The sequence below is a fragment of the Pseudomonas fluorescens genome, assembly GCF_900636825.1.
GTDB classification, from domain to species: Bacteria; Pseudomonadota; Gammaproteobacteria; order Pseudomonadales; family Pseudomonadaceae; genus Aquipseudomonas; species Aquipseudomonas fluorescens_BG.
Genome location: NZ_LR134318.1, coordinates 5,463,140 through 5,488,748 on the forward strand (window position 1 = coordinate 5,463,140; position 25,609 = coordinate 5,488,748).

General features: G+C 60.3%; 22 protein-coding genes. 14 read left to right on the forward strand and 8 right to left on the reverse strand.

The window, feature by feature from the left end; all coding sequences use genetic code 11:
• Window positions 1-28 precede the first annotated feature (28 nt).
• From bioD to bioB, 5 genes are all read right to left on the reverse strand, one after another.
• The gene (bioD, locus tag EL257_RS25030) at window positions 29-709 is read right to left on the reverse strand and encodes a dethiobiotin synthase (protein WP_126367074.1); all 681 of its coding nucleotides are present in this window, start codon (window positions 707-709) and stop codon (window positions 29-31) included.
• Window positions 706-1,515, reverse strand: a complete 810-nt coding sequence (gene bioC / locus EL257_RS25035; RefSeq protein ID WP_126367076.1) for a malonyl-ACP O-methyltransferase BioC — start codon at window positions 1,513-1,515, stop codon at window positions 706-708. The genes bioD and bioC overlap by 4 nt, the downstream gene beginning before the upstream one ends.
• Entirely contained in the window at window positions 1,508-2,239 is a 732-nt protein-coding gene (locus EL257_RS25040; RefSeq protein WP_126367078.1) for an alpha/beta fold hydrolase, read from the reverse strand. The genes bioC and EL257_RS25040 overlap by 8 nt, the downstream gene beginning before the upstream one ends.
• Window positions 2,232-3,410: an 8-amino-7-oxononanoate synthase gene (gene bioF, locus EL257_RS25045; RefSeq protein WP_126367080.1), complete on the reverse strand. Its 1,179-nt coding sequence runs from the start codon at window positions 3,408-3,410 to the stop codon at window positions 2,232-2,234. Before bioF ends, EL257_RS25040 begins: the two co-directional genes overlap by 8 nt.
• Window positions 3,411-3,538: 128 nt before the next feature.
• The gene (bioB, locus tag EL257_RS25050; protein ID WP_126367082.1) at window positions 3,539-4,594 is read right to left on the reverse strand and encodes a biotin synthase BioB; all 1,056 of its coding nucleotides are present in this window, start codon (window positions 4,592-4,594) and stop codon (window positions 3,539-3,541) included.
• A 90-nt stretch (window positions 4,595-4,684) separates the two neighbouring features.
• Between bioB and EL257_RS25055 the strand changes: the two genes are divergently transcribed.
• The 5 genes from EL257_RS25055 (at window position 4,685) to rarD (ending at window position 10,513) form a co-directional block, all read left to right on the forward strand.
• A complete protein-coding gene (locus EL257_RS25055) occupies window positions 4,685-5,419 on the forward strand; it encodes a ComF family protein (protein ID WP_126367084.1) in 735 nt (244 codons plus the stop codon).
• 170 nt (window positions 5,420-5,589) lie between these two features.
• Window positions 5,590-6,354, forward strand: coding sequence for a TOBE domain-containing protein (locus EL257_RS25060; protein ID WP_126367086.1), 765 nt, complete (start codon window positions 5,590-5,592; stop codon window positions 6,352-6,354).
• A 70-nt stretch (window positions 6,355-6,424) separates the two neighbouring features.
• On the forward strand, window positions 6,425-8,326 hold the full coding sequence (locus tag EL257_RS25065; RefSeq protein WP_126367088.1) for a PhoX family protein: 1,902 nt from the start codon (window positions 6,425-6,427) through the stop codon (window positions 8,324-8,326).
• A gap of 165 nt (window positions 8,327-8,491) precedes the next feature.
• Window positions 8,492-9,466, forward strand: coding sequence for a serine/threonine protein kinase (locus EL257_RS25070; RefSeq protein WP_126367090.1), 975 nt, complete (start codon window positions 8,492-8,494; stop codon window positions 9,464-9,466).
• 159 nt (window positions 9,467-9,625) lie between these two features.
• On the forward strand, window positions 9,626-10,513 hold the full coding sequence (rarD, locus tag EL257_RS25075) for an EamA family transporter RarD (RefSeq protein ID WP_126367092.1): 888 nt from the start codon (window positions 9,626-9,628) through the stop codon (window positions 10,511-10,513).
• A 223-nt stretch (window positions 10,514-10,736) separates the two neighbouring features.
• Here the strand turns inward: rarD and EL257_RS25080 are convergent, their stop codons facing one another.
• A complete protein-coding gene (locus EL257_RS25080) occupies window positions 10,737-11,255 on the reverse strand; it encodes a glycine cleavage system protein R (RefSeq protein WP_126367094.1) in 519 nt (172 codons plus the stop codon).
• 542 nt (window positions 11,256-11,797) lie between these two features.
• Between EL257_RS25080 and EL257_RS25085 the strand changes: the two genes are divergently transcribed.
• Window positions 11,798-13,975: a malate synthase G gene (locus tag EL257_RS25085; protein ID WP_126367096.1), complete on the forward strand. Its 2,178-nt coding sequence runs from the start codon at window positions 11,798-11,800 to the stop codon at window positions 13,973-13,975.
• Between the two features lie 145 nt (window positions 13,976-14,120).
• Here the strand turns inward: EL257_RS25085 and EL257_RS25090 are convergent, their stop codons facing one another.
• Window positions 14,121-14,567, reverse strand: a complete 447-nt coding sequence (locus tag EL257_RS25090) for a response regulator (RefSeq protein ID WP_126367098.1) — start codon at window positions 14,565-14,567, stop codon at window positions 14,121-14,123.
• A 256-nt stretch (window positions 14,568-14,823) separates the two neighbouring features.
• Between EL257_RS25090 and EL257_RS25095 the strand changes: the two genes are divergently transcribed.
• From EL257_RS25095 to EL257_RS25130, 8 genes are all read left to right on the forward strand, one after another.
• A complete protein-coding gene (locus EL257_RS25095; RefSeq protein WP_331852550.1) occupies window positions 14,824-16,758 on the forward strand; it encodes a DUF294 nucleotidyltransferase-like domain-containing protein in 1,935 nt (644 codons plus the stop codon).
• Window positions 16,755-17,462, forward strand: coding sequence for a PolC-type DNA polymerase III (locus EL257_RS25100; protein WP_126367102.1), 708 nt, complete (start codon window positions 16,755-16,757; stop codon window positions 17,460-17,462). Before EL257_RS25095 ends, EL257_RS25100 begins: the two co-directional genes overlap by 4 nt.
• Window positions 17,463-17,702: 240 nt before the next feature.
• A complete protein-coding gene (locus tag EL257_RS25105) occupies window positions 17,703-18,179 on the forward strand; it encodes an RNA polymerase sigma factor (RefSeq protein ID WP_232013049.1) in 477 nt (158 codons plus the stop codon).
• Window positions 18,176-19,150, forward strand: a complete 975-nt coding sequence (locus EL257_RS25110) for a FecR domain-containing protein (protein ID WP_126367106.1) — start codon at window positions 18,176-18,178, stop codon at window positions 19,148-19,150. Before EL257_RS25105 ends, EL257_RS25110 begins: the two co-directional genes overlap by 4 nt.
• A gap of 231 nt (window positions 19,151-19,381) precedes the next feature.
• Window positions 19,382-21,808 (forward strand): TonB-dependent siderophore receptor, encoded by a 2,427-nt coding sequence (locus EL257_RS25115; RefSeq protein ID WP_126367108.1) that lies wholly within the window; start codon window positions 19,382-19,384, stop codon window positions 21,806-21,808.
• 74 nt (window positions 21,809-21,882) lie between these two features.
• Window positions 21,883-23,013, forward strand: coding sequence for a PepSY-associated TM helix domain-containing protein (locus EL257_RS25120; protein WP_126367110.1), 1,131 nt, complete (start codon window positions 21,883-21,885; stop codon window positions 23,011-23,013).
• Window positions 23,010-23,189 carry a hypothetical protein gene (locus EL257_RS25125; RefSeq protein WP_126367112.1) on the forward strand — a complete coding sequence of 60 codons (180 nt, stop codon included), beginning with the start codon at window positions 23,010-23,012 and terminating at the stop codon, window positions 23,187-23,189. The genes EL257_RS25120 and EL257_RS25125 overlap by 4 nt, the downstream gene beginning before the upstream one ends.
• A gap of 128 nt (window positions 23,190-23,317) precedes the next feature.
• Window positions 23,318-23,947 carry a glutathione S-transferase gene (locus EL257_RS25130; protein WP_126367114.1) on the forward strand — a complete coding sequence of 210 codons (630 nt, stop codon included), beginning with the start codon at window positions 23,318-23,320 and terminating at the stop codon, window positions 23,945-23,947.
• A gap of 199 nt (window positions 23,948-24,146) precedes the next feature.
• Here the strand turns inward: EL257_RS25130 and creD are convergent, their stop codons facing one another.
• Entirely contained in the window at window positions 24,147-25,514 is a 1,368-nt protein-coding gene (gene creD / locus EL257_RS25135; RefSeq protein ID WP_126367116.1) for a cell envelope integrity protein CreD, read from the reverse strand.
• Between the last annotated feature and the right edge of the window lie 95 nt (window positions 25,515-25,609).

Here is a 25,609-nt window from a genome sequence, read left to right on the forward strand (position 1 = left end):
GGCACAGTGCCTGCTCATAGAGAAAAGCTTAGTCGAGCAAATCCAACTGCAAATGCGCAGCCACCGCTTCCGCACTCGGAACCTTGAGCTTCGGCACGCGGCCAAGGCACGGCGCCGGAATCCGCTCGGCCAACGTGGCAAGATTCTCTTCCAGCCGCGACGTCTTCGGATCAATGATATTCGCCACCCATCCCGCCAACTGCAAACCGTCACGGGCGATCGCCTCAGCCGTCAACAGTGCGTGACTGATGCAGCCCAGACGCACGCCGACCACCAGAATCACCGGCAGCCTGAGCGCGATCGCCAGATCCGAAAGATTGTCTTGATCGGCCAAAGGCACCCGCCAGCCACCGGCCCCTTCGATCAAAGTAAAATCGGCATTCATTGCCAGAATCTGGCGCATCGGCGTCAGCAGCGATTGCACCGTCAGCGCCACGCCCGCCTCACGCGCCGCCAGATGCGGAGCGATGGCCGGTTCGAATGCCAGCGGATTGACCTGTTGATAAGTCAGCGGCAATGAACATTCGGCCAGCAACGCCAGAGCGTCAGCGTTGCGCAAGCCTTTGGGTGTGACGTCACACCCCGAAGCCACCGGTTTGCCCGCCGCGGTGCTGAGTCCCGATGAACGCGCCGCGTGCAATAACCCCGCAGCCACGGTGGTCTTGCCGACATCGGTATCAGTTCCGGTGATGAAATAGGCTGCGCTCATACGGGTTTCTCCATCACGGCGTAGACCACCTGGTAAGTCGCCGGCAATCCCGGCGCCTGGCGAAACTGCTCGTAAGCCTCGACCAGCCCGAGAATCCGAGCACGCCCGGTCAACCCACCGGGCCGTCCGGGATTCAAATTATGCGCACCTAAAGCCTTCAATTCGTGAGTCAAGCTGCGCACATCCGGGTAATGCAAAACGTGCGGCACATTCGTCAGGCTCAGCGTGCGCAAACCACTCCCGGCGCACAGCTGCTCATAACGGGCGAATTCGCGGAAGCGATTGACGTGCACCAGCCCGTCGACCTGCCGCCAACTGTCGCGCAGCTCAAACAGCGTCCCTGCGCAAAGACTAGCAAACGCGAACATACCGCCCGGTTTCAGCACCCGAAAAGCTTCGCTGAGCACCGCTTCAAAGTCGGCGCACCATTGCACCGCGAGGCTGGAAAAAATCAGATCGCAGCTCGAGTCCTTCAGCGGCAACCGCTCCGCATCGCCAGCGATGAAATGCTGCGCGCCGCCCAGCGGACGCGCGTGATTGAGCATGCCCTCGGCAATGTCCAGCGCCAACCCATCGCCCTCGGTGAATCGTAGAGCTAACGCACGAGTGAAATAACCAGTGCCACAGCCCAAATCCAGCCAGCACAACGGCACGAAATCCGTCGGCAAGCGCTGGATCAACTGCGTACCAACATCGCGCTGCAACTCGGCGACGCTGTCGTAACTGGCCGCCGCGCGAGAAAACGAGGCTGCGACCTGACGCTTGTCAGGCAAGCCGCCAGGCAGCGCAAGAGACAAATCAGTCATCACCGCACTCATGTAAAAAAGCCTGGATCGCACCCGCCAATCCGTGGGGATCTTCCAGAAGAAACGCATGGCTGGCCTGTTCGATCAGACCAATTTCGATATCTGGCAACAGCGCAAACAACGCCCCCGCCGCTTCCGCCGGCACCAAGGCATCCTGACCGGCGAACAGATGCAACTGCGGCCCGCGGAATCCTTGCAGCGCGCCGCGGGTGTCCATTTGCGCAAGCAATTGCAGGCCGGCCATCAATGTTGCAGGCGCGACGTTCGGCGCCCCGCCAAGCAGCAAGCGTGAAAGCCCCCTTGAGTCCTGCGCGCCTTGGGCACACAACAGGGAAAAACGCTTGAGAGTCGTGCGCGCGTCGTCTCGGCAACCAGCGAGAAAGCCGTCGAAAGTCTCGGCCGGCATCGCATTCGGCCACTGCTCATGAGCGACAAAGGCAGGATTGCTCGCCAGTGTCAGCAAGCCGCAGCAACGCTCGCCGCGGCGTGCCGCCAATTCAGACGCGAGCATGCCGCCCAGCGACCAGCCGCCGAGCCAGACGTCCTGAGGAATGCGCTCATTCAGTTCATCGAGCCAGTCTCGCGGGTCGCTCGATGCCAGCTCCGGCAACGGTTCGATTTCGACCTTCAGGTGTTCGTCGAGCCCCTGCAAAGCCGCAGCCAGAGGCTCCATCGGCGAAATCCCGAGGCCCCAGCCGGGCAGCAAAATCAGGCGATCACGCATGGCTTGACTCCCTCGGCAGTTGGGCAAAGCAATCGGCCAGCCCATCCAACAATAGCTGCACCTGCGCCTCGCTGTGCGCTGCGGTCAGGGTCACCCGCAACCGCGCGCTGCCGGCTGGCACTGTGGGCGGACGGATCGCGGTGACCATCAACCCGCGCTCGCGCAGCATTTGTGAGAGGCGCACCGCGCGCCCGGCATCGCCAATCATGATCGGCTGAATCGGCGTGAAGCTGTCCATCAATTCGAGACCGATCTGCTCGGCGCCGTGGCGGAACTGGCGAATCAGTGTCTGCAAATGCCCGCGACGCCAGTGTTCGCTACGCAGCAGCTCAAGACTTTTCAGGGTGGCGCAGGCCAGCGCCGGCGGCTGGCTGGTGGTGTAAATGTACGGACGGGCAAACTGGATCAGGCTTTCGATCAGGTCGTCACTGCCGACAACAAAAGCTCCCGCAGTGCCAAAGGCTTTGCCCAGGGTGCCGACCAGAACCGGCACGTCTTCCTGGCTCAAACCGAAATGCTCGACAATACCGCCACCATGGGCACCCAACGGGCCGAAGCCATGGGCATCATCGACCATCAGCCACGCGCCTTTGGCTTTGGCTTCGCGCGCAACCGCCGGCAGATCGGCGATATCGCCATCCATGCTGAACACGCCATCAGTCACCACCAGCGTATTGCCGGTGGCTTTCTCCAGTCGCTTCGCCAGGCTCTCGGCGTCGTTGTGCAGATAACGGTTGAAACGCGCCCCGGACAACAGACCGGCATCGAGCAACGAGGCGTGGTTCAGCCGATCTTCCAGCACCGTGTCACCCTGCCCGACCAACGCCGTGACCGCGCCAAGGTTGGCCATGTAGCCGGTGGTGAACAGCAGCGCACGCGGGCGCCCGGTGAATTCGGCCAAGGCTCCTTCCAAGGCGTGATGCGGGCCGCTGTGGCCGATCACCAGATGCGAGGCTCCGCCGCCGACACCCCAGCGTTCCGCCCCCGCGCGCCAGGCTTCGATCACTTGCGGGTGATTGGCCAGGCCCAGATAGTCGTTGTTGCAGAAAGCCAGCAGCGGTTGGCCGTCGACCACCACTTGCGGCCCCTGCGGGGACTCTAGCAGTGGTCGCTGGCGGTAGAGATTTTCGGCACGACGGGCAGCAAGGCGTGCGGCGAGATCGAAAGACATGCAGGCCTCGACAGTAAATAAACTCTGTAGGAGCTGCCGCAGGCTGCGATCTTTTGATCCTGTTTAACAGCAAGCAAGAGCAAAAGATCGCAGCCTGCGGCAGCTCCTACATGGAATGTGCCAAGCGGTCAGATCGCAGCGTTATAGAACTGCTCGCTGCTGTTCTGCTCTATCAGCGCCTGCTCGATCGCAGCCTGATGAACCTCATCGGAATGCTCTTCGCGAGCCTCCGGCTGGATACCGAGACGCGCGAACAATTGCATGTCCTTGTCGGCCTGCGGATTGGCGGTGGTCAGCAATTTGTCGCCGTAGAAAATCGAATTGGCACCGGCAAAGAAAGCCAGGGCCTGCATTTGTTCGTTCATCGCTTCGCGACCGGCGGACAGGCGCACGTGGGATTGCGGCATGAGGATGCGTGCGACCGCAAGCATGCGGATGAAGTCGAACGGATCGATGTCTTCGGCATTCTCCAGCGGCGTACCGGCGACTTTGACCAGCATGTTGATCGGCACCGACTCCGGATGCTCCGGCAGGTTGGCCAGCTGAATCAGCAGATTGGCGCGGTCATCCAGCGACTCGCCCATGCCGAGAATGCCACCGGAGCAGATCTTCATCCCCGACTCACGCACATAGGCCAGCGTTTGCAGGCGCTCGCTGTAGGTGCGGGTGGTGATGATGCTGCCGTAGAACTCCGGCGAGGTGTCGAGGTTGTGGTTGTAGTAATCGAGGCCGGCCTTGGCCAGCGCTTCAGTCTGTTCCTGATCGAGACGCCCAAGGGTCATACAGGTTTCCAGGCCCAGGGCTTTCACGCCTTCGACCATCTTCAGCACGTAGGGCATGTCTTTGGCCGACGGATGTTTCCACGCCGCGCCCATGCAGAATCGCGTCGAACCGATGGCTTTGGCGCGGGCCGCCTCTTCGAGGACCTTTTGCACTTCCATCAATTTTTCTTTTTCCAGGCCGGTGTTGTAGTGGCCGGACTGCGGGCAGTACTTGCAGTCTTCCGGGCAGGCACCGGTCTTGATCGACAGCAAGGTCGAGACCTGAACGCGGTTGGCGTTGAAATGCGAGCGGTGCACCGTTTGCGCCTGGAACAGCAAGTCGTTGAATGGCTGTACGAAGAGTGCTTTGACTTCGGCCAGAGACCAGTCGTGACGCAGGGTGGCGGTGGTGCTCGCGCTCATGGCTAATTCCTTGGGTATGCTTGGCTGCGGCTGGGGAAACGGAATATCCACAGGCGCTACACGGATGTTCGGCATATTTAAGGAAGAGCCATGCGCTGTCAACCACGATACAAAACACTGGTTTACATCTGTTTAAAAAACGTACAAACGTGCATCCTTTGTGATGAGCCCACAGACGCAGAAATGCCAATGTGCGTAGCCTGCGAAACCGAGCTGCCCTGGCTCGGCAGCCATTGCCAGACCTGCGCCTTGCCGCTGAGCGCAGATAGCCTGACTTGCGGAGATTGCCTGCTAGAGCCGCCGGCCTTCGAACAGGTAGTCGCGCCGTGGGTTTATGGCTTCCCGGTCGACAGTTTGATTACACGGTTTAAACACAACGCGAAATGGCCGTTTGGTCGCTTGCTCGCCGAGCTTCTCGGCCAATACCTGCAACATCGTTTCGATGAAGGCCTGCCCAGGCCCGATACCTTGCTGCCAGTGCCGCTGGCGAATAAACGGCTCCGGCAAAGGGGATTTAACCAGGCCGCCATGCTGGCGCGCTGGTTGAGTGAATCGCTGGATTTGCCCTGTGAAGAACAGACATTGCTGCGCATCCACGACACCGATGCGCAGCAGAATCTGGACGCCAAATCGCGCAAACGCAACTTGCGCAATGCCTTTGCGCTGGCACCCGACGCAGCTGTGAAGGGGCGGCATCTGGCCCTGGTCGATGATGTGTTGACCACCGGTGCGACTGCTCAGGCACTGGCGCGGTCGTTGATCAATGCAGGTGCGGCGCGAGTCGACGTTTACTGCCTCGCCCGCACGCCGAAGCCCGGCACGTGAAGCCAACACCAACCCCCTGTAGGAGCTGCGGCACGCTGCGATCTTTTGATCCTTTTTTTACAATCAAAAGATCGCAGCGTGCCGCAGCTCCTACAGGGGACCATGTGGGGCTTGACTCATGCGTTCTACGCAGCCAACGTCCACTCACCGTTCCGACCGAAGCGTTCCATATGTCCCTGCCCACCCTCCTCTCCCAGCACATCGTCCGCCGCCCGCAGCGTATCGCCCTGCTGCAACACATCGCCGAGCAGGGCTCGATCACCCGCGCGGCGAAAAGCGCCGGGCTGAGTTACAAAGCGGCGTGGGATGCGATCGATGAGCTGAACAATCTGGCGCAGAATCCCCTCGTCGAGCGCGTGGTGGGCGGCAAGGGCGGCGGCGGTGCGAAACTTTCCAGCGAAGGCGAGCGCGTGCTGCGCCTCTATCAAAAGCTGCAAGCCTTGCAGGCGCAGGTCCTGGAAGCGGCGGAAGACACCAGCGATCTCGATCTGCTCGGGCGACTCATGCTCAGAACCAGCGCACGCAATCAGCTGCACGGCACGGTCGTGGCGATTCTGGCTCAAGGGCGCAACGACCTGATTCGCCTGGAACTGGCCGCAGACCTGTGCCTCGACGCGCAGATCACCCACGACAGTACCGTGCATCTCGACTTGCAGGCGGGCACTGAAGTCGTGGCATTGATAAAGGCCGGCTGGCTTGAATTGCTTGGCGAAGAGCAGCCTGCAACGCCCGGTCATAATCTTCTCAAAGGCACCATCGACGCGATTCTTGATGCTGAAGACGGCCCCAGCGAAGTGCGCATTTCCCTGGCCAACGGCCACACCCTTTGCGCGTTGGCCGAACCGCTGCACCTGCGCAGCCAGCGCCTGGCTGTCAGCCAACCGGTGCGGGTGCAGTTCTCGCCATCCAACGTGCTGATCGGCACACCGCTCTGATCCGAGCCTGCAACAAAAGCGTCATCGACCCGCATTAAGGTGTTGGCCATAACCATGCAGGGAGCCTGATGTGAGCCTATTAGAAGAAAACCAATCCACAGACCTGGAAAAAATGGTCGGCCTCAGCCGTCGCGGTTTCATCAGCGCTGGGGCGTTGTGCGGCGCGGCAATGTTCCTCGGTGGCAATCTGCTGAGCCGCAGCGTCCTGGCCGCCAGCGTCAGCGCCGGCAACAGTCGCCTGCTCGGTTTCGAGAGCATCCCGGCGGCGACCACTGACGCGATCAGCCTGCCCAAGGGCTACAAGTCTTCGGTGCTGATCAGTTGGGGCCAGCCACTGCACAAGAACGGCCCGGCCTTCGACCCGAGCGGGAACGGAACCGCTGCCGCTCAGGAAGTGCAGTTCGGCGACAACAACGACGGCATGAGCCTGTTCGCTTTCCCTGATGACAAAAACCGCGCGTTGATGGCGATCAACAACGAGTACACCAACTATCGCTACCTGTATCCGCACGGCGGCATGCCGCAGTCGGCCGAGGACGTGCGCAAGGCACTGGCCTGTGAAGGCGTGTCGGTGATCGAAGTGCAGCGCAGGAACGGCCAGTGGCAGTTCGTCCAGGGCTCGCGCTACAACCGTCGTATCCATGGCAACTCGCCGCTGCGCATCAGCGGCCCGGCCGCCGGCCACGACTTGATGAAAACCGCCGCCGACAAGCACGGCAAGAAAGTTCTCGGCACCTTCCAGAACTGCGCCAACGGCAAAACGCCGTGGGGCACCTACCTGACCTGCGAAGAGAACTTCACTGATTGTTTTGGCAGCAGCAACGCGCAACAACAATTCGATGCCGCGCAAAAACGCTATGGCGTCGTTGCCACCAGCAAAGAGATCAACTGGCACCCGCACGACCCGCGCTTCGACATGGCGAAAAACCCGAACGAACTCAACCGTCACGGCTGGGTGGTCGAGATCGACCCGTTCGATCCGCAATCGACGCCGGTCAAACGCACCGCGCTGGGCCGCTTCAAACATGAAAACGCCGCACTGGCCGAGACCGATGACGGTCGCGCCGTGGTGTACATGGGCGACGACGAGCGCGGCGAGTTCATTTACAAATTCGTCAGCCGCGATCGCATCAATCATCGCAATCAGAAGGCCAACCGCGACATCCTCGATCACGGCACTTTGTATGTAGCCAAATTCGATGCCGGCGACGGCAACGCGGATCACCCGAAAGGCCAGGGCCAATGGATTGAACTGACCCATGGCAAGAACGGTATCGACGCCAGCAGCGGTTTTGCCGATCAGGCTGAAGTGCTGATTCACGCGCGCCTCGCCGCCAGTGTGGTCGGCGCGACGCGCATGGATCGCCCGGAATGGATCGTGGTCAGCCCCAAGGATGGCCAGGTCTATTGCACCCTGACCAACAACGCTAAACGCGGCGAAGACGGGCAGCCTGTCGGCGGGCCGAACCCGCGCGAGAAGAACGTCTACGGACAGATTCTGCGCTGGCGCACCGACCGCGATGATCACGCCGCCAAGACATTTGCCTGGGATCTGTTCGTGGTTGCCGGCAATCCCGGCGTGCATGCCGGCACGCCGAAGGGCGGCTCAGCGAACATCACCCCGCAAAACATGTTCAACAGCCCGGACGGCTTGGGTTTCGACAAGGCTGGGCGCCTGTGGATTCTCACCGACGGCGATTCGAGCAATGCCGGCGACTTCGCCGGGATGGGCAACAATCAGATGCTCTGTGCTGATCCTGCGACCGGTGAGATTCGCCGGTTCATGGTGGGGCCGATTGGTTGTGAAGTGACGGGAATCAGCTTTTCTCCGGATCAGAAAACCTTGTTCGTCGGGATTCAGCATCCGGGCGAGAACGGTGGCTCGACCTTCCCTGAGCATTTGCCGAATGGCAAGCCGCGGTCGTCGGTGATGGCGATTACCCGGGAGGATGGCGGGATCGTCGGCGCCTGATAAGCCCTCATCGCTGGCAAGCCAGCTCCCACAGGTCTTGCGCAGAACCTGTGCGAGCTGGCTTGCCAGCGATGGCATCAGCAAGGACACCAACCACCTCCCCCGCTGCCATCTGCGCTACCATGCCGAGCCGGACGCAGCAGCCTGCTGCGCGCAGGAGTCAGCATGGCCCACCCGTTTGAAACCCTCACCCCCGATCTCGTCCTGGATGCCGTTGAAAGCATCGGCTTCCTGAGCGACGCGCGCATTCTGGCGCTCAACAGCTACGAAAACCGTGTCTATCAGGTCGGCATCGAAGACTCTGAGCCGCTGATCGCCAAGTTCTATCGTCCGCAGCGCTGGACCGATGAAGCCATTCTCGAAGAGCACACATTCACTTTCGAATTGGCCGGGGTTGATATTCCGGTCGTGGCGCCGCTGGTCCACAATGGCGAAACCCTGCACGAACACGCCGGTTTCCGCTTCACCCTGTTTCCCCGTCGCGGCGGCCGTGCGCCGGAGCCAGGCAATCTCGATCAGCTGTATCGCCTCGGGCAGTTGCTGGGGCGCATTCACGCCGTGGGCGCGACCAAGCCTTTCGAACATCGCGAAGCGCTTGCCGTGCAGAACTTCGGCCATGCTTCGCTGAATACCTTGCTTGAGGGCAATTTCGTGCCCAAGAGCTTGCTGCCGGCTTACGAGTCGGTTGCCCGCGACCTGCTCAAACGCGTCGAAGATGTCTACGCCACCACGCCGCACCAGAACATTCGCATGCACGGCGACTGCCACCCCGGCAACATGATGTGCCGTGACGAGATGTTCCACATCGTCGACCTCGACGACTGCCGTATGGGCCCGGCCGTGCAGGATATCTGGATGATGCTCGCCGGCGACCGTCAGGAATGCCTGGGGCAGTTGTCGGAACTGATGGACGGCTACAACGAATTCCACGATTTCGACCCGCGCGAACTGGCGCTGATCGAACCGCTGCGCGCCTTGCGCCTGATGCACTACAGCGCCTGGCTGGCGCGGCGCTGGGATGACCCGGCGTTCCCGCACAGCTTTCCGTGGTTCGGCACGGAACGGTATTGGGGCGATCAGGTGTTGGCGTTGCGCGAGCAACTGTCGGCCCTCAATGAAGAACCGCTGAAACTTTTCTGATCAAAGATCAAAGGATCGCAGCCTTCGGCAGCTCCTACATGGATCGCATTCCCCTGTACGAGCTGCCGAAGGCTGCGATCTTTTCGCTTTCTCCCACGACACATCTATACAACCTCCTTACAATCGTTCCTTTGTCAGCTGCTTGAACAAGGATTATGCATGCAAGCCGCCAACCCGCGTCGCGGGTACATTCTGGGCCTGAGCGCCTACATCATCTGGGGCCTGTTCCCGATTTATTTCAAAGCCATCGCCGAAGTACCCGCCGTCGAGATCATCATTCATCGGGTGCTGTGGTCGGCGCTCTTTGGTGCATTGCTGCTGATGGTTTGGAAACACCCGGGCTGGTTGCGCGAGTTGCTCGACAATCCCAAGCGTCTGGCGATTCTGGCTTTGAGCGGCACGTTGATCGCGGCCAATTGGCTGACCTACGTCTGGTCGGTGAACAACGGGCGAATGCTTGAGGCGAGTCTGGGTTACTACATCAATCCGCTGATCAACGTGCTGTTGGGCATGGTTCTTCTTGGTGAACGTCTGCGCCGCATGCAGTGGGTGGCCGTTGGTTTGGCGGCGGTGGGCGTGGCGCAACAGGTGTGGCAGGTCGGCAGCCTGCCATGGGTGTCGCTGGCATTGGCGCTGACCTTCGGTTTCTACGGTTTGATCCGCAAGCAGGCACCGGTGAAGGCATTGCCAGGGCTGGTAGTTGAAACCTGGATGCTGGTGCCGATCGCGATTGCGTGGTTGCTGTTCAACCAGACCGCCATGAGTGTGCAGCCGGCGTTCTGGACCACGTCCGAAGCCTGGTGGCTGGTGGCCGCCGGCCCGGTGACGCTGATACCGCTGGTGTGCTTCAACGCCGCCACGCGCCATCTGCCCTACACCACCATCGGCTTCCTGCAATACATCGCGCCGACGTTAGTGTTGCTGCAAGCGGTGTTGCTGTTTGGCGAGCATTTGTCGTCGAGCACGCTGGTTGCGTTCATGTTTATCTGGGCCGGTCTGGCGGTCTACAGCGTCGATGCGTGGATAAGTTTGCGTCGCCGCAGCTGATCAAAAAATGCACAACCCTTCGCAGGCCACGGTTCTCGTGGCCTGCGCCGTTCCTTCCCAAGGTTATCCACAACGTGATCCCCGCCGATTGTGCGCAAGTTACTGAATGATGGCGGTTTTTTGATCAATTGACGCAAAGCCCCGGCCAGTGTGGCTTAGCGACCCGTCTCTACAGGTTATCCACAGGCAGGTGCACGTTAAACCTGAATAACCCTGCCAGCGTTTAAACCTCTGTGCGTAACACCAGTTCGACCATCAGATCATCCGCCAGGGTTTCCAGGCGCGCCTGCAACACGTCCAGCGACAAAGTGAGCGGCACCGCCAGAATCGCCTCCGCGTGGAACAGCGGCTCGCTGCTCATCGGGGCCGGGCGCACTTCCGTCACCAGCCGTTCCAGATTCACGCCCTGCTCGCTCAACAAGCGGGTGATATCGCGGACGATGCCTGGGCGATCATTGCCAACCAGTTCCATGGCGATCGGTTTCCAGGTGCAGGATTGCTCGACACCGCTTTCGGCGATCAACACGCGAATACCCTGCGCCGCCAGTGCTTGCAGGGAATCGACCAGTTCGTCGTAAGCCTCCGCCGGCACGCCCACCCGAAGAATCCCGGCGAACTGCCCGGCCATCCGCGACATGCGGCTCTCCAGCCAGTTACCGCCATGCTCGGCGATACATTGGGCAATGCGCTCCACCTGTCCGGGCTTGTCCGCGGCGAAAACGGTGAGTACGAGGTGATCCATGGCGCAGCCCTCTTGTCGTGACTTGTTGTCGAAGGGCAAGTATAGGCAAGGGCTTGCTTTGCGTAGGATGGACTGGCGTTTTCGCGAGCAGGCTCGCTCTCACATTTAGAATGCGATCCTCTGGGGGAGCGAGCCTGCTCGCGAATGGCGGCACCGCGGATCTGTGGAAAGAACAAATCGTGTACAACTTTCGATATTTAACTGGAACAATCCATTGGTTTTTTGAGAACATCCCGTTCCGCGATGTGACCGCAATGCGACATGAGGTCGCAGAACGACGTAATTAGTCTGATTTTCACAAGCGCAACTCATCATGTAGTATGCCGCAGCGCGCACTACATAACGCTGGATCAATGTCTGCCCAAGGCATGTTCGCAACCCTGAAAGCCCCGTCAGCAAGGCCTCAAGCCTTTGATCGGTCCCAGCCCAGCCGCCAGCAATGGCATGTACTGGTCGGCAGGTTTGTGGTTTAAATGGCCAGAGGCTTCATTGTCAAATTGAAGAGCTGAAAAGCGAAATAGCTGAGCAGAGTGAGGCAAGCAATGACTGAACACGTTCAAGTCGGTGGCCTGCAGGTCGCCAAAGTCCTGTTCGACTTCGTGAACAACGAAGCCATTCCCGGTACCGGTCTCACCGCCGAACAATTCTGGGAAGGTGCCGACAAGGTCATTCATGACCTGGCGCCAAAGAACAAAGCCCTACTCGCCAAACGCGATGACTTCCAGGCGCGCATCGATGCCTGGCATCAGCAGCATGCCGGCCAGGCCCACGACGCCGTGGCCTACAAAGCTTTCCTGCAAGAGATCGGTTATCTGCTGCCAGAAGCGGCTGATTTCCAGGCGACGACGCAAAACGTCGATGATGAAATTGCCCGCACCGCCGGCCCGCAATTGGTTGTACCGGTGATGAATGCGCGCTTCGCGCTCAACGCCTCGAACGCCCGCTGGGGTTCGCTGTATGACGCCCTCTACGGCACCGACGCGGTCAGCGAAGACGGTGGCGCAGAAAAAGGCAAAGGCTACAACAAGGTGCGTGGCGACAAAGTCATCGCCTTCGCCCGTGCCTTCCTCGACGAAGCCGCGCCACTGGCCGCAGGCTCCCACGTCGATTCGACCGGCTACAAGATCGCTGACGGCAAACTGGTCGTGACCCTCAAGGGCGGCAGCAGCAGCGGCCTGCGCGACGACGCTCAACTGATCGGTTTCCAGGGCGACGCCAACGCGCCAATCGCCATCCTGCTGAAACACAACGGTCTGCATTTCGAAATCCAGATCGATGCCTCCACCCCGGTCGGCCAGACCGATGCCGCTGGCGTCAAAGACATCCTGATGGAAGCGGCGCTGACCACCATCATGGACTGCGAAGACTCCGTGGCCGCCGTCGATGCCGACGACAAAGTGGTGATCTACCGCAACTGGCTCGGCTTGATGAAGGGCGATCTGTCGGAAGAAGTCGCCAAGGGCGGCCAGACCTTCACTCGCACCATGAACCCGGATCGCACATACACCGCGCCGAATGGCGGTGAGGTGACGTTGCACGGTCGTTCGCTGTTGTTCGTGCGTAACGTCGGCCACCTGATGACCATCGACGCAATTCTCGACAGTCAGGGCAACGAAGTGCCGGAAGGCATCCTCGACGGTCTGGTGACCTGCCTTGCGGCCATGCACAACCTCAACGGCAACACCTCGCGGCGCAACACCCGCACCGGCTCGGTCTACATCGTCAAACCGAAGATGCACGGCCCGGAAGAAGCGGCGTTCACCAACGAGCTGTTCGGCCGCATCGAAGATGTTCTGGGACTCAAACGCAACACGCTGAAAGTCGGGATCATGGACGAGGAACGCCGCACCACGGTCAACCTCAAGGCGTGCATCCAGGCCGCGAGCGAGCGCGTGGTGTTCATCAACACCGGTTTCCTCGACCGCACCGGCGACGAAATCCACACCTCCATGGAAGCCGGCCCGGTTGTGCGCAAGGCCGACATGAAGGCTGAGAAGTGGATCGGCGCCTATGAAAACTGGAACGTCGACATCGGTTTGAGCACTGGCCTGCAAGGTCGTGCGCAGATCGGTAAAGGCATGTGGGCGATGCCCGACCTGATGGCAGCGATGCTCGAGCAGAAAATCGCTCATCCGCTGGCCGGCGCCAACACTGCGTGGGTGCCTTCGCCGACTGCCGCTGCGCTGCACGCGCTGCATTACCACAAGGTCGACGTGTTCGCCCGTCAGGCCGAACTGGCCCAACGTGCGCGCGCCTCGGTAGACGACATCCTGACCATCCCGCTGGCGGCCAACCCGAGCTGGACGCCAGAGCAGATCAAGAACGAACTGGACAACAATGCTCAGGGCATTCTCGGTTACGTGGTGCGCTGGATCGATCAGGGTGTTGGCTGTTCGAAAGTGCCGGACATCAATGATGTCGGCCTGATGGAAGACCGTGCAACGCTGCGTATTTCCAGCCAGCACATCGCCAACTGGCTGCGCCACGGTGTCGTCACCGAGGAGCAAGTGATGGAAAGCCTCAAGCGCATGGCGCCGGTGGTCGACCGTCAGAATGCCAACGACCCGCTGTACCGCCCGCTGGCCCCGGACTTCGACAGCAACATCGCCTTCCAGGCGGCGGTCGAACTGGTGATCGAAGGCACCAAACAGCCGAACGGTTATACCGAGCCGGTTCTGCACCGTCGTCGTCGTGAGTTCAAAAAGGCTAACGGCCTGTAACTTACGCTGATGCTTGAACGGAGAAGCCCTGATCGAAAGACAGGGCTTTTTGTTGGTCGTAAAAAAAGATCGCAGCCTTCGGCAGCTCCTACAGGGGATCACCTGTAGGAGCTGCCGAAGGCTGCGATCTTTTGCTCTTCAAAACTCAGGGCTCGATGCCCAGCTCATGCTTTACCAGCGCTAGCAATTTGCCCGTATCAATCGGCTTGAGCAGAAAATCCACCACGCTCAAATGCATCGCCTCGATGGCGTCTTTCACATCCGCATCGCCCGAGACAATGATGATCGGCATTGCCGCCCGCACCGATTCGCGCACTTGTCGAACCAGATCCAGCCCATCGACGTTACCCATGCGCAAATCAGTGATCACCAGACCAATAGAAGGTTTCTCGGCAAGCATCTTCAATGCCGTTTCACCGCTGGCGGCGGTCATGCAACGAATGCCATCAAGGGCGAGAATTTCCGACAGCAGTTCCCGGGCATCTTTGTCGTCATCGACGATCAAGACTCGCTGCGGTGGCAGATCGGGTTCGAGCATCACTGCGCTGAGCGCTTCTCGCTCGGCATCGCTCAAAATATCGTGGTCGGACATGGCGCTCTCAAATGTTCAAATCAATCCCTTGGCAAGTGGTCAGACATCGCGGGGCAGAGCTTCAATGTGCACTTCGTCGGATTTTTTTCCAAGGGGTCAGCAGCAGAATTTCCGACTGTTTGCGTAGGGCATCTCCGAAACGCGCCAGATGATGGCAAAACCTAGACTTACGTCCAATGGGCACCCTGTCCGTAGGGGTCGACCATGGCTGTAACGATCCGACAACAACAATTCGAAAAAGACTGCGGTAATGGTTATGAGTAAAGCGGACGCCTTCACCCAGGCAGGGAAAACCGCGGTATTGCAGAACATCCAGGGCACGGTGCAATTCCTTCAGCGCTTCCCGCCCTTCAATCAGATGGAACATGCCCACCTCGCCTATCTGGTGGAGCAATGCCAACTGCGCTTTTACGCTCAGGGCGAGAGCATCATCAAACCCGCCGACGGCCCGGTCGAACATTTCCACATCGTCAAGCAAGGCCGCGTGGTGGGCGAGCGCCAGCACGTCACCCGACCCGGTACCGAAACCACCTTCGAAATCACCACCGGTGAATGTTTTCCACTGGCCGCGCTGCTCGGCGAACGTGCAACGCGCACCGAGCACCTGGCTGGCGAAGACACGTTCTGCCTGCAATTAAACAAACTGGCGTTCATCAAGTTGTTCGCGCTGTCCAACAGCTTCCGTGACTTCGCCCTGCGCGGCGTCAGCAGCCTGCTCGATCAGGTCAATCAGCAAGTGCAGCGCAAAGCCGTGGAAACCCTCGGCACTCAGTATTCGCTCAATACCCGCCTCGGCGAACTGGCCATGCGTCACCCGGTGACGTGCAGCGCCGAGACCCCGCTGCGTGAAGCGGTGAAGCTGATGCACGAGCAGCAGGTGGGCAGCATCGTCGTCGTCGACGAACACAAAGCACCGCTGGGGATTTTCACCCTGCGGGATTTGCGCCATGTCGTGGCGCAAGGCGTTGGCGATTTCAGCGATGCGATCGAGCGCCACATGACGCCGTCGCCCTTCCATCTTTCACCGGATCACAGCGCCTTCGATGCGGCGATTGCCATGACCGAAAGGCACATCGCTCACGTCTGCCTGGTCAAGGATCAACGGCTGTGCGGGGTGGTTTCCGAGCGCGATCTGTTTTCCCTGCAGCGCGTTGACCTTGTGCATCTGGCGCGGACCATCCGCAGCGCTCAACGAGTTGAACAATTGGTGAACTTGCGCGGCGAGATCGGCCAACTGGTCGAACGCATGCTCGCTCACGGTGCGTCCTCGACGCAGATCACCCACATCATCACGCTGCTCAACGATCACACCGTGTGCCGGGTGATCGAACTGACGCTCGCCGAAAAAGGCGATCCCGGCGTACCGTTCAGTTGGCTGTGTTTCGGCAGCGAAGGTCGCCGTGAACAGACCCTTCACACCGATCAGGACAACGGCATTCTGTTCGATGCCCGTGATGCGGCCCATGCGGCGGAGATTCGCGGCAAGTTGCTGCCGATCGCCCAGCAGGTCAACCAAAGCCTGGCGCAATGTGGCTTTACGTTGTGCAAGGGCAACATCATGGCCGGCAATCCCGAGCTGTGTCTGTCGCGGGCCGAATGGGCGCGGCGCTTCGCGGCATTCATTCGAGAGGCGACACCGGAAAACCTGCTCGGCTCAAGCATCTATTTCGATCTGCGCGTGGTTTGGGGCGAAGAACAAAGCTGTGAACAGTTGCGCCGCGGAATTCTTGATCAGGTCGGCGACAATCGTTTGTTCCAGCGCATGCTGGCGGAGAACGCCTTGCGCAACCGCCCGCCGGTGGGACGCTTCCGCGAGTTCGTGCTGGCGCGCAAGAATGGCGAGAAAGCCACGCTGGACCTCAAGGTTCAAGGCCTGACACCGTTCGTGGATGGCGCGCGATTGCTGGCGCTGGCCCATGGTATCGATGCCAACAATACCCTCGAACGCTTCCGTCAGCTGGTCGCCAAAGAGGTGATCGAACGGCTGGACGGCGCCGCGTATGAGGAGGCTTATCACTTCATTCAGCAAACGCGCATGCAACAGCATCAATTACAGACCCGCGAGAACCTGCCCTACTCCAACCGCGTCGATCCCGACAGCCTCAATCACCTCGACCGCCGAATCCTGCGCGAATCGTTGCGCCAGGCGCAGCGCCTGCAAAGCAGTCTGGCGTTGCGGTATCAGCTATGAGCCTGTTCTCCTGGCTGCGTCCGGCAAGTCCCGTGGTGTCGGAGAATCTGCAGCAGCGCTTGGCGAAGTTGCCGGTGGTCACCGCCCTGAGCGAATGCAGCCTGCGCGAGCAGCGCTGGGTGGTGCTGGATCTGGAAACCACCGGGCTCAATCTGAACAAGGATCGGGTGCTGTCGATTGGCGCGGTGGTGATCGAGGATGGCGCGATCGACTTCAGCCAGCAATTCGAGCGCACCCTGCAATGCCGTGAGCTGAAGCTCAGCCCCAGCGTGTTGATTCATGGGTTGGGGCCGAATGCGATTGCGGCGGGCAGTGATCCGGCCGAAGCGCTCCTGCAATTGCTGGAGTTCATTGGTGACAGTCCGGTGCTGGCGTTCCATGCGCCCTTCGATCAGCACATGCTCGGGCGCGCGGTGAAGGAACATCTGGGGCACAAGCTGCAGCCGACATTTCTGGACGTGGCGGATATCGCCCCGCTGCTGTGTCCGCAAGCGCAGATTCGCGAGGCCGGGCTGGACGAGTGGATCGGCTGGTTCAAGCTGGAAGTGTTCGAGCGGCACAACGCGAGTGCCGATGCGCTGGCCACGGCGGAACTGGCGTTGATCCTGTTCAGCCGGGCGCGAGCGCAGCAGATTCATAGCCCGTTGAATCTGCAGCAGCGCTTGAGCCAGTGGAAGCGGCGGCAACAAACGCCCTCTTTCTAACAAAACCCCTGTAGGAGCGGCCGAAGGCTGCGATCTTTTGATCTTGCTGTTTATAAAGATCAAAAGATCGCAGCCTTCGGCAGCTCCTACAAGGGGATGCGTTGTCATCTGACAAGTGGCCAATTGCTAACCATTCCCACCTCTGCGAGAATCGCGAACAATTCGCGTTAGTTAATATTTCCCAATCGGTGATATTCGGTGCCTTCAGCCCAAAGTCCTCACAGTGAACTCGTTGGTGCGATGTATCGCGACCATCGCGGTTGGCTATTGGCTTGGCTGCGGCGCAATGTGGCGTGTCCTCAGCGTGCCGAGGATCTGAGCCAGGACACCTTCGTGCGCCTGCTTGGCCGCGACGAATGGCTGACACCCCGCGAACCTCGGGCGTTTCTGCTGGCAATCGCCAAGGGTCTGCTGTTCGATTACTTCCGCCGCGCTGCGCTGGAACAGGCCTACCTCACCGAGCTGATGTTGATCCCCGAGGGCGAACAGCCGTCGGTGGAAGAACAGCAAATGATCCTCGAAGACCTCAAAGCCATCGACCGCTTGCTCGGCAAACTGTCGACCAAGGCCCGCGCCGCTTTCCTTTATAACCGCCTCGATGGCCTCAGCCATGCCGAGATCGCCGCCAGACTTGGCGTATCGGTGCCGCGCGTGCGCCAATATCTGGCGCAGGGCATTCGCCAGTGCTATGTCGCCCTGTACGGTGAGCCGACATGAGTGCGGCCAGCTCCAGACCCGTGCCGGCGCACGTGCTGGACGCGGCGATTGCCTGGCAATTGACCCTGGATTCGAGTACCGCGCTGGAACGCGAGGAATTCGCCAAATGGCATGCCGCCCATGAAGAACATGCCCGCGCCTGGCGCCAGTTGGGCATGCTCGACCAACGTTTCAGCGTCGCCAAAGGCCCGGCTCGCAGCGCCTTGTTGCAATCGCGCGAGGGTATTCGTCGACGCGTGCGCAAGCTCGGCAGCGGGCTGGCGAGCGTTTTGCTGGTGGTCGGTCTGAGTCTGTTCGTCAGTGAGCGTTACCTGCCGCTGGATTACTGGCTTGCCGACCAGCGCACCGCCACCGGCGAGCAACGCACTCTGCGCCTCGCCGACGGTACAGTGCTGCAACTCAATACGCACAGCGCGGTGGACGTGCGTTTCGACGACCAGCGCCGCTTGATCGTGCTGCAGGAAGGCGAAATCCTCGTCGAAACCGGCCATGGCGACGCACGTCCCTTTATCGTCGAAACCCGCGAGGGCAGCATGCGTGCGCTGGGCACGCGGTTTCTGGTCAAGCGCGAAGACGACGGCACGCGCCTGAGCGTGTTGCAGTCGGCGGTCGCGGCACATGCCCAAGCGAGCCCGGAAGAACAGATTCTGCGCGAAGGCCAGCAAGTGCTCTTGCGCAGTAACGGCATGGGCTCGATTGCCACCCTCGCCCCCGGTGCCGATGCCTGGACGCGCGGCATGCTGGTGGTGGACAACGCGCGGCTGGGCGATCTGATAAATGAATTGGCGCGCTATCGTCGCGGGCATCTGGGCGTGGCGCCGGACGTCGCGGATTTGCGCATTACCGGCAGCTTCCCGCTGCACGATACCGACAAAGCGCTGAGCGCATTGCTGCCGACCCTGCCGGTGCAGATCGAGCGGCATACGCCGTACTGGGTGACCGTGGCGAAGGCTGAGACCAAACCCGAGTGATGCGGTGTCCGAACGGTCCCCATCGCTGGCAAGCCAGCTCCCACAGGTTTCAGTGCCGCTCGCAAAATTGATGATGACCGCAGATTCCTGTGGGAGCTGGCTTGCCAGCGATGAGGACACAACAGCCTCCATTTCATCAGGTCGTTTTTTATTTTCATTGCGCCCTATCACTTTGTGATTTTCGTCCGGCACACAGGCAATTGAGAAATATTTCCATTCAGGAGCCGCCGTATGTCCCGTTCGCTAGACACCTTGTTGCGCCCCAGTCTGCTGGCCGTCGCCATTGCGCTGAGCGCCCCGCTGATCAGCAGCCCGTTGCTTGCCGCCGAACAAGCGTCCAGCGTGCGTGCCTACAACCTGCCGGCAGCGCCGCTGTCGACCACGCTGAATCAGATTGCCAGCCAGGGCGGCCTCGCGCTGTCGCTGAATCCGGCGCTGGCGGCGGGCAAGACCTCGGCGCCAGTCAACGGCCAGTACGACGCGGCCGGCGCCCTGCAGGCAGCATTGCGCGGCACCGGTCTGCAACTGGAACAGAGCAGCGCGGGTACCTACACCCTGGTTGCCGTGCCTGACGGGGCGATGGCTTTGCCGGAAACTGCGATCATCGGCGTAGAAAACCTGGAAAGCGCCTGGGGCCCGGTCGAAGGCTACACCGCCACCCGCACCGCCGCCGGCACCAAGACCGACACCGCGCTGGTGGAGGCGCCGCGTTCGATTTCGGTTGCCACCCGCCAGCAAATGGACGACCGCAGCGTGCACAGTCTCGATGATGCCGTGCGCTACATGCCGGGCATCACCGCCAGCAGCTACGGCAGCGACACCCGCGCCGACTGGCTGCGCGTACGCGGGTTCGAACCGACGCAATTCCTCGACGGTCTGCCGCTGCCAAGAGGCGTGTATGCCAACCCGAAACAGGAGACCTGGAACCTCGACCGCCTCGCCCTGCTGCGCGGCCCGGCCTCGTCGGTTTACGGCCAGACCCCGCCGGGCGGCCTGCTGGACATGGTCAGCCGACGTCCAAGCGCTGAAGCGAGCAGCGAAATCCAGTTGCAATACGGCAGCGATAATCATCGTCAGATCAACTTCGCCAGCACCGGCAAGATCGATGAGGCCGGGCAGTTTCTCTATGGCATCAGCGGCGTGGTGCGCGACAGCGGCACGCAGATCGATCACGTCGACAACAAGCGCTACAACATCGCGCCGAGCGTGACCTGGAATATCGACGACGACACCCGGTTCACCCTGCTGACCCAGTTCACCCGCGACGATACCGGCATCACCAGCCAGTTCCTGCCGATCCAGGGCACCAGAATCGACATGCCGTTCGGTGACGCGTCTCACCACAAAAACCTCGGCGATCCGGATTGGGAATACTACGACCGTACCTACTACGCATTGGGCTACGCATTCGAACATCGATTGAATGACGTCTGGCAGTTCAGGCAGAACCTGCGTTACACCAAGTCGGATCTATCGTTTCAAGGCCTGACCGTTGGCTCGTATCCGTTCACTGAAGTGGATGACCAGGGCAACGTCGGGCGCACGTCCACCGTGGTCGACGAAGACATCAGCCAGTTCGCCGTGGACAACAACTTCCAGGCAGACTTTGCCACCGGCGATGTCAGCCACACGCTGCTGTTGGGTCTCGATCATCAGCGCAGCAATACCAATTACATCTCGATCTTCGGCAATGGCCTGGACACCAACGTTGTCAGTCCGATCTATGGCCAGCCGATCGTGCGCCCGGATCGCTCCACCGCGTTCTACGACTACGACCAGAAGACCTTCCAGACCGGCCTCTACGTTCAGGATCAGATGGCGCTCGACCAATGGCGCCTGACCCTTGGCGGGCGCGAAGACTGGGTGCACACCAGCACCAAATTCTTCAACAACAGTGACGCCACCAACACCTCGCGCGACAAGGCATTCAGTGGCAACGCAGCAATCAGCTACGTATTCGACAACGGTTTCGTGCCGTATCTGTCGTATGCCGAATCGTTCCAGACCACCACTGGCGCCGATGCCACGTCCACCGGTTCGCTCAAACCGACCGAGGGCAAGCAGTGGGAGTTGGGCATCAAGTACCAGCCACCGGGCAGCAAAACCTTGCTCAGCGCCGCGGTGTACAACCTGACTCAGGAGAACGTCGCCGTCACCACCACGGTCGGCTCAGTGCCAATCACCAGCCAGACCGGTGAAGTGAAGGTCAAAGCCCTTGAGCTGGAAGCGACGTCGGACGTCACCGATAACCTGAAACTCATTGCCGCTTACACCCTGGCCAAATCCGAAGTGCAAAAAGGTGATTTCAAGGGCAATCGTCTGCAGTTGATGCCGAACCAGCAAGCCTCGCTCTGGGCCGATTACACTTGGCACGCAGGTGTACTTGATGGCTTCGGTGTAGGCGGTGGCGTTCGTTACACCGGCAACACCTATGGCGACCAAGGCAACACCTGGCTCGGCAAGGCTGACGCCTATACCGTGTTCGACGCCACTGTGCATTATGATCTTGGCCGTCTGGACAACAGCCTCAAAGGCGCATCGCTGGCACTCAATGCGACCAACCTGTTCGACAAGGATTACATCTCCACCTGCGACAGCTTCTACTGCTACTACGGCGACCAACGCAGTGTCGTCGCCAGCGCCACCTACAAGTGGTAAGCGAGTGAGCTGAAACAGACCCCGTTACCAGGCCGCCCTCACCGGGCGGTTTTGGTGTTTTTGAAGGTCATGCAATGAAAAATAAAACGATTCGCCGCTGGTCGTTCATCCACACCTGGACCAGCCTGATCTGCACGGTGTTCTTGCTGATGCTGGCACTGACCGGTCTGCCGCTGATATTCAGCCATGAGATCGATCATTTGCTGGGCAACGCCCCTGAACTGCGCGAGATGCCGGCCGACACGCCACAGCTCAACCTGCAGCAACTGGTCGACGCCGCGCAGAAACATCGTCCGGGCGAAGTCATGCAGTATTTCGGCTATGACGACGAAGACCCGAACGCGGCGTTCGCGATCATGGCGAAAACCGCCGACACCGAGCCGAATTCCTCGCACACGTTCATGCTCGATGCGCGTACCGGTGAAGCGCTGGAGACCCCGTCGGCCAACGGCGGCCTGATGTTGTTCATCCTGCGTTTGCATGTGGACATGTTTGCCGGGCTGCCGGGCAAATTGTTGCTGGCGTTCATGGGCTTGCTGTTCGTCGTCGCAATCGTTTCGGGAACGGTGCTGTACCTGCCGTTCATGCGCCGTTTGAAGTTCGGCACCGTGCGCCAGGACAAATCCAGCCGCTTGCGCTGGCTCGATCTGCACAACCTGATCGGCGTGGTGACGTTGACGTGGTGCCTGGTCGTGGGCGTAACCGGCGTCATCAGTGCCTGCGCCGACTTGCTGATCGCAGCCTGGCGCAACGATGCGCTGACGACTCTGATCGCGCCGTATCGCGATGCGCCACCGCTGACCCAACTGGCCCCGGCCACGCGTTTGCTCGACATCGCCGAGGACGTCGCACCGGGGATGAAACCCGACTTCATCGCCTTCCCCGGCACGCGTTTTTCCAGCGAGCATCATTACTCGGTGTTCATGAAGGGCGGTACGCATCTGACCTCGCACCTGCTGACGCCGGTGCTGATCGATGCCACCACTCTGCAAGTCACCGCCGTGGCCGAACGCCCTTGGTACATGGACGCCATGGGCATGTCGCAACCGCTGCACTTCGGTGATTACGGCGGCATGCCGATGAAAATTCTCTGGGCGACACTTGATGTGCTGACGATCATCGTATTGGCCAGCGGCGTGTACCTCTGGGTGGTACGACGCAAGGCCGCCAGGCCCGTGCTGGAAACCGCGGAGGCCTCGGCATGAAGCCGCGTCAGTCGAGTTTCTGGAAAGTTTTCAGCACGCCAATCGTCATTGCCGTGCTCAGTGCGGCGGGGTTGTTTGCGGCGTTGCTGGGGGATGGTATCTGGGATGCGTTGAGCTGGATCGGCCTCGGCGTCCCGGCATTTCTGTCCATAAGGGGGTTTCTGCCGCGAAGCTGAAATCCTGGTAGGAGCTGCGGAACGCTGCGATCTTTTGCTCTTGATCCGGCATTCAAGATCAAAAGATCGCAGCGTTCCGCAGCTCCTACGGCTAACCTGCTTTCTTCGCCGACCACCGAGGTTTGAACATGTCCGCCCCCAGCATGACCCTGTTCCACAACACGCTCTCCCCGTTCGTGCGCAAAGTGATGGTCTTGCTCCACGAGACCGGCCAGCAGGATCGCGTCGCGTTGCAAGATTGCGTGCTCAGCCCGGTCAGCCCAAGTGCCGAACTCAATGCCGAGAACCCGCTGGGCAAGATCCCTGCCCTGCGTCTGGCCGACGGCAATGTCATCCATGACAGCCGTGTCATTCTTGAATACCTCGACCAGCAGCATGTCGGCAATCCGCTGATTCCCCGTGAAGGCGCGGCGCGCTGGCGGCGTTTGACCCTGGCCTCAATGGCCGACGGGATCATGGATGCGTCGGTGATGGTGCGATACGAAACCGTTCTGCGCCCGGTGGAAAAGCACTGGGACGAATGGCTCGACGCCCAGCGCGACAAAATCCGCCGCGCCCTGGCCGTGCTGGAAAAAGAAGCCGTCGCCGAGCTGACCAGCCATTTCGATGTCGCGGCAATCAGCGTGGCCTGCGCATTGGGCTATCTTGATCTGCGCTTCCCCGATCTGGGTTGGCGCGAGGCGAATCCGCAACTGGCCAACTGGTATTTCGAGGTGAGTCAGCGACCGTCCATGGTTGCGACAATGCCCAAGCCCTGATTCGGCGGCGCCTCATCTGCCCCCATCGCTGGCAAGCCAGCTCCCACATTGAATCGGGACAGACCGCTGATCTGTGTGTCGGCAGACATCCTGTGGGAGCTGGCTTGCCAGCGATGGCACCATCTCGGTTCCGGCGGCAGTGCTGCAAAAATCAGCGTCAGCAACACCGCCACTTCTCTGCTCTCAGCTCTCAAGCCGCTCATCGCACCGCCTCCACATCAAATTCCAACGGCTTGGCCGATTTCAGCCCAATTCCGTACCAATCCAGTTTGCGCGTCAGCACCATGAACAACCCAAGCAGACCGAACAACATCAGCGAGCCCATCAGCAATGCGTAATCCTCGGCGCTGAGCAAGCCGTACAACAGGCCATACAATGCCGCCAGCCCTGCAGAAAAACTCAAGCCATGCCGCGCACTGCGCAGTACATGACTGACATAAAAACCGATCAACAACACGCAGCCACTGGCCGACAGCAGATACGCCAGGGCAAACCCGATGTGCTCTGAGAGCGACAGCAGCAACAGATAAAAGAACGCCAGCGCGACACCGACCAAGGCGTACTGAACCGGGTGCACGGCCAGGCTCTTGAGCACTTCGAAGAGGAAAAAACCGGCGAACGTCAGAACGATGAACAACAACGCATATTTGATCGCCCGGTCGCTTTTCAGATACTGATCCACAGGATCAATGAAACTCACGCCGAAGCTGCGGCCGTTGAGCGCATCACAATCGCCGGCGACACAGCGCTCCATCGCTTCTTGCAGGTTGGTGGAGAAAAACGAGGTCTGCCAATCAGCGGTGAACCCCTGATCATTGATCTCGCGTTTGGCCGGCAGGAAATTGCCGACGAAGCTGGGATGCGGCCAGTTCGCGGCGAGGCTGACGCTGCTGGTCTTGCCCACCGGCACCACGCGCAGGGAGCCGGTGCCTTGCAGGCGCAGATCGAAACCGAACGTCAGTTGCGTGGCTTTGCTGACATCCAGCGCTGGCAGGGTGACGTGCACGCCTTCACCGATCCAGGCCACTTCGCTGCCGGGAACGAAATCCAGTTGCTGGCCGGCGAACTCGAGTTTCAGCGCGTTTTCGATGCCGCGAATGTCGCTTATGCCCACCGCAAGGAACGGTGCGTCGAATTGGTAATCGGCAAAATTCTCTTTGATGCCCAATTGCGCCGGCAATGAGAATTGCCCATCAATGCGGTTGTCGGCGTGAAACAACCGCGCTTCGTAAATACCGCGCTTGCGTAGTTCGGTTTGCGCCTGGCCGTCGAGTTCGAAACGTTCCGGCAAAAAATACAAACGCCCGCGCGCTTCGCTGATGTCCTCGTAGCGCTTGTTGGTTTTCTCGTTGGTTTTCCAGGTGCGCACGACCTTGCGATACGGCACCACCATCACCGGCCCGGTCAATTGCTGGCTGTAACTGGAACTGCGGGCGATGTCTTCAAGCACACCGTCACGTAGTTGCTGACGCTCGTCGATGACGCCGTCGATCATCAGCAAAGGGATCAATAACAGCAGGATCAGCAACGCTATCGCGCCAAGTTTTATCGTCAGATTCTTGTTCATGGGACTCTCCCTGTTTGGATGGGGAGAGTCTGAAAACGCGGTGTGGAGGGAGTGTGGGGGAAATATGGAGATTGTGTGGAAAGATCAGAAGATCG

Coding starts and splice junctions, on each gene's coding strand:
- EL257_RS25095 (WP_331852550.1), top strand. CDS start 14,824: ATGAGTAAAGCGGACGCCTTCACCCAGGCAGGGAAAACCGCGGTATTG.
- rarD (WP_126367092.1), top strand. CDS start 9,626: ATGCAAGCCGCCAACCCGCGTCGCGGGTACATTCTGGGCCTGAGCGCC.
- EL257_RS25080 (WP_126367094.1), bottom strand. CDS start 11,255: ATGGATCACCTCGTACTCACCGTTTTCGCCGCGGACAAGCCCGGACAG.
- bioF (WP_126367080.1), bottom strand. CDS start 3,410: ATGTCTTTCGATCTCGCCGCACGCCTTGCTGCCCGTCGTGCCGAAAAT.
- EL257_RS25100 (WP_126367102.1), top strand. CDS start 16,755: ATGAGCCTGTTCTCCTGGCTGCGTCCGGCAAGTCCCGTGGTGTCGGAG.
- bioC (WP_126367076.1), bottom strand. CDS start 1,515: ATGACTGATTTGTCTCTTGCGCTGCCTGGCGGCTTGCCTGACAAGCGT.
- bioB (WP_126367082.1), bottom strand. CDS start 4,594: ATGAGCGCGAGCACCACCGCCACCCTGCGTCACGACTGGTCTCTGGCC.
- creD (WP_126367116.1), bottom strand. CDS start 25,514: ATGAACAAGAATCTGACGATAAAACTTGGCGCGATAGCGTTGCTGATC.
- EL257_RS25125 (WP_126367112.1), top strand. CDS start 23,010: ATGAAGCCGCGTCAGTCGAGTTTCTGGAAAGTTTTCAGCACGCCAATC.
- EL257_RS25055 (WP_126367084.1), top strand. CDS start 4,685: ATGCGCTGTCAACCACGATACAAAACACTGGTTTACATCTGTTTAAAA.
- EL257_RS25130 (WP_126367114.1), top strand. CDS start 23,318: ATGTCCGCCCCCAGCATGACCCTGTTCCACAACACGCTCTCCCCGTTC.
- EL257_RS25085 (WP_126367096.1), top strand. CDS start 11,798: ATGACTGAACACGTTCAAGTCGGTGGCCTGCAGGTCGCCAAAGTCCTG.
- EL257_RS25115 (WP_126367108.1), top strand. CDS start 19,382: ATGTCCCGTTCGCTAGACACCTTGTTGCGCCCCAGTCTGCTGGCCGTC.
- bioD (WP_126367074.1), bottom strand. CDS start 709: ATGAGCGCAGCCTATTTCATCACCGGAACTGATACCGATGTCGGCAAG.
- EL257_RS25120 (WP_126367110.1), top strand. CDS start 21,883: ATGAAAAATAAAACGATTCGCCGCTGGTCGTTCATCCACACCTGGACC.
- EL257_RS25090 (WP_126367098.1), bottom strand. CDS start 14,567: ATGTCCGACCACGATATTTTGAGCGATGCCGAGCGAGAAGCGCTCAGC.
- EL257_RS25070 (WP_126367090.1), top strand. CDS start 8,492: ATGGCCCACCCGTTTGAAACCCTCACCCCCGATCTCGTCCTGGATGCC.
- EL257_RS25110 (WP_126367106.1), top strand. CDS start 18,176: ATGAGTGCGGCCAGCTCCAGACCCGTGCCGGCGCACGTGCTGGACGCG.
- EL257_RS25060 (WP_126367086.1), top strand. CDS start 5,590: ATGTCCCTGCCCACCCTCCTCTCCCAGCACATCGTCCGCCGCCCGCAG.
- EL257_RS25105 (WP_232013049.1), top strand. CDS start 17,703: ATGTATCGCGACCATCGCGGTTGGCTATTGGCTTGGCTGCGGCGCAAT.
- EL257_RS25040 (WP_126367078.1), bottom strand. CDS start 2,239: ATGCGTGATCGCCTGATTTTGCTGCCCGGCTGGGGCCTCGGGATTTCG.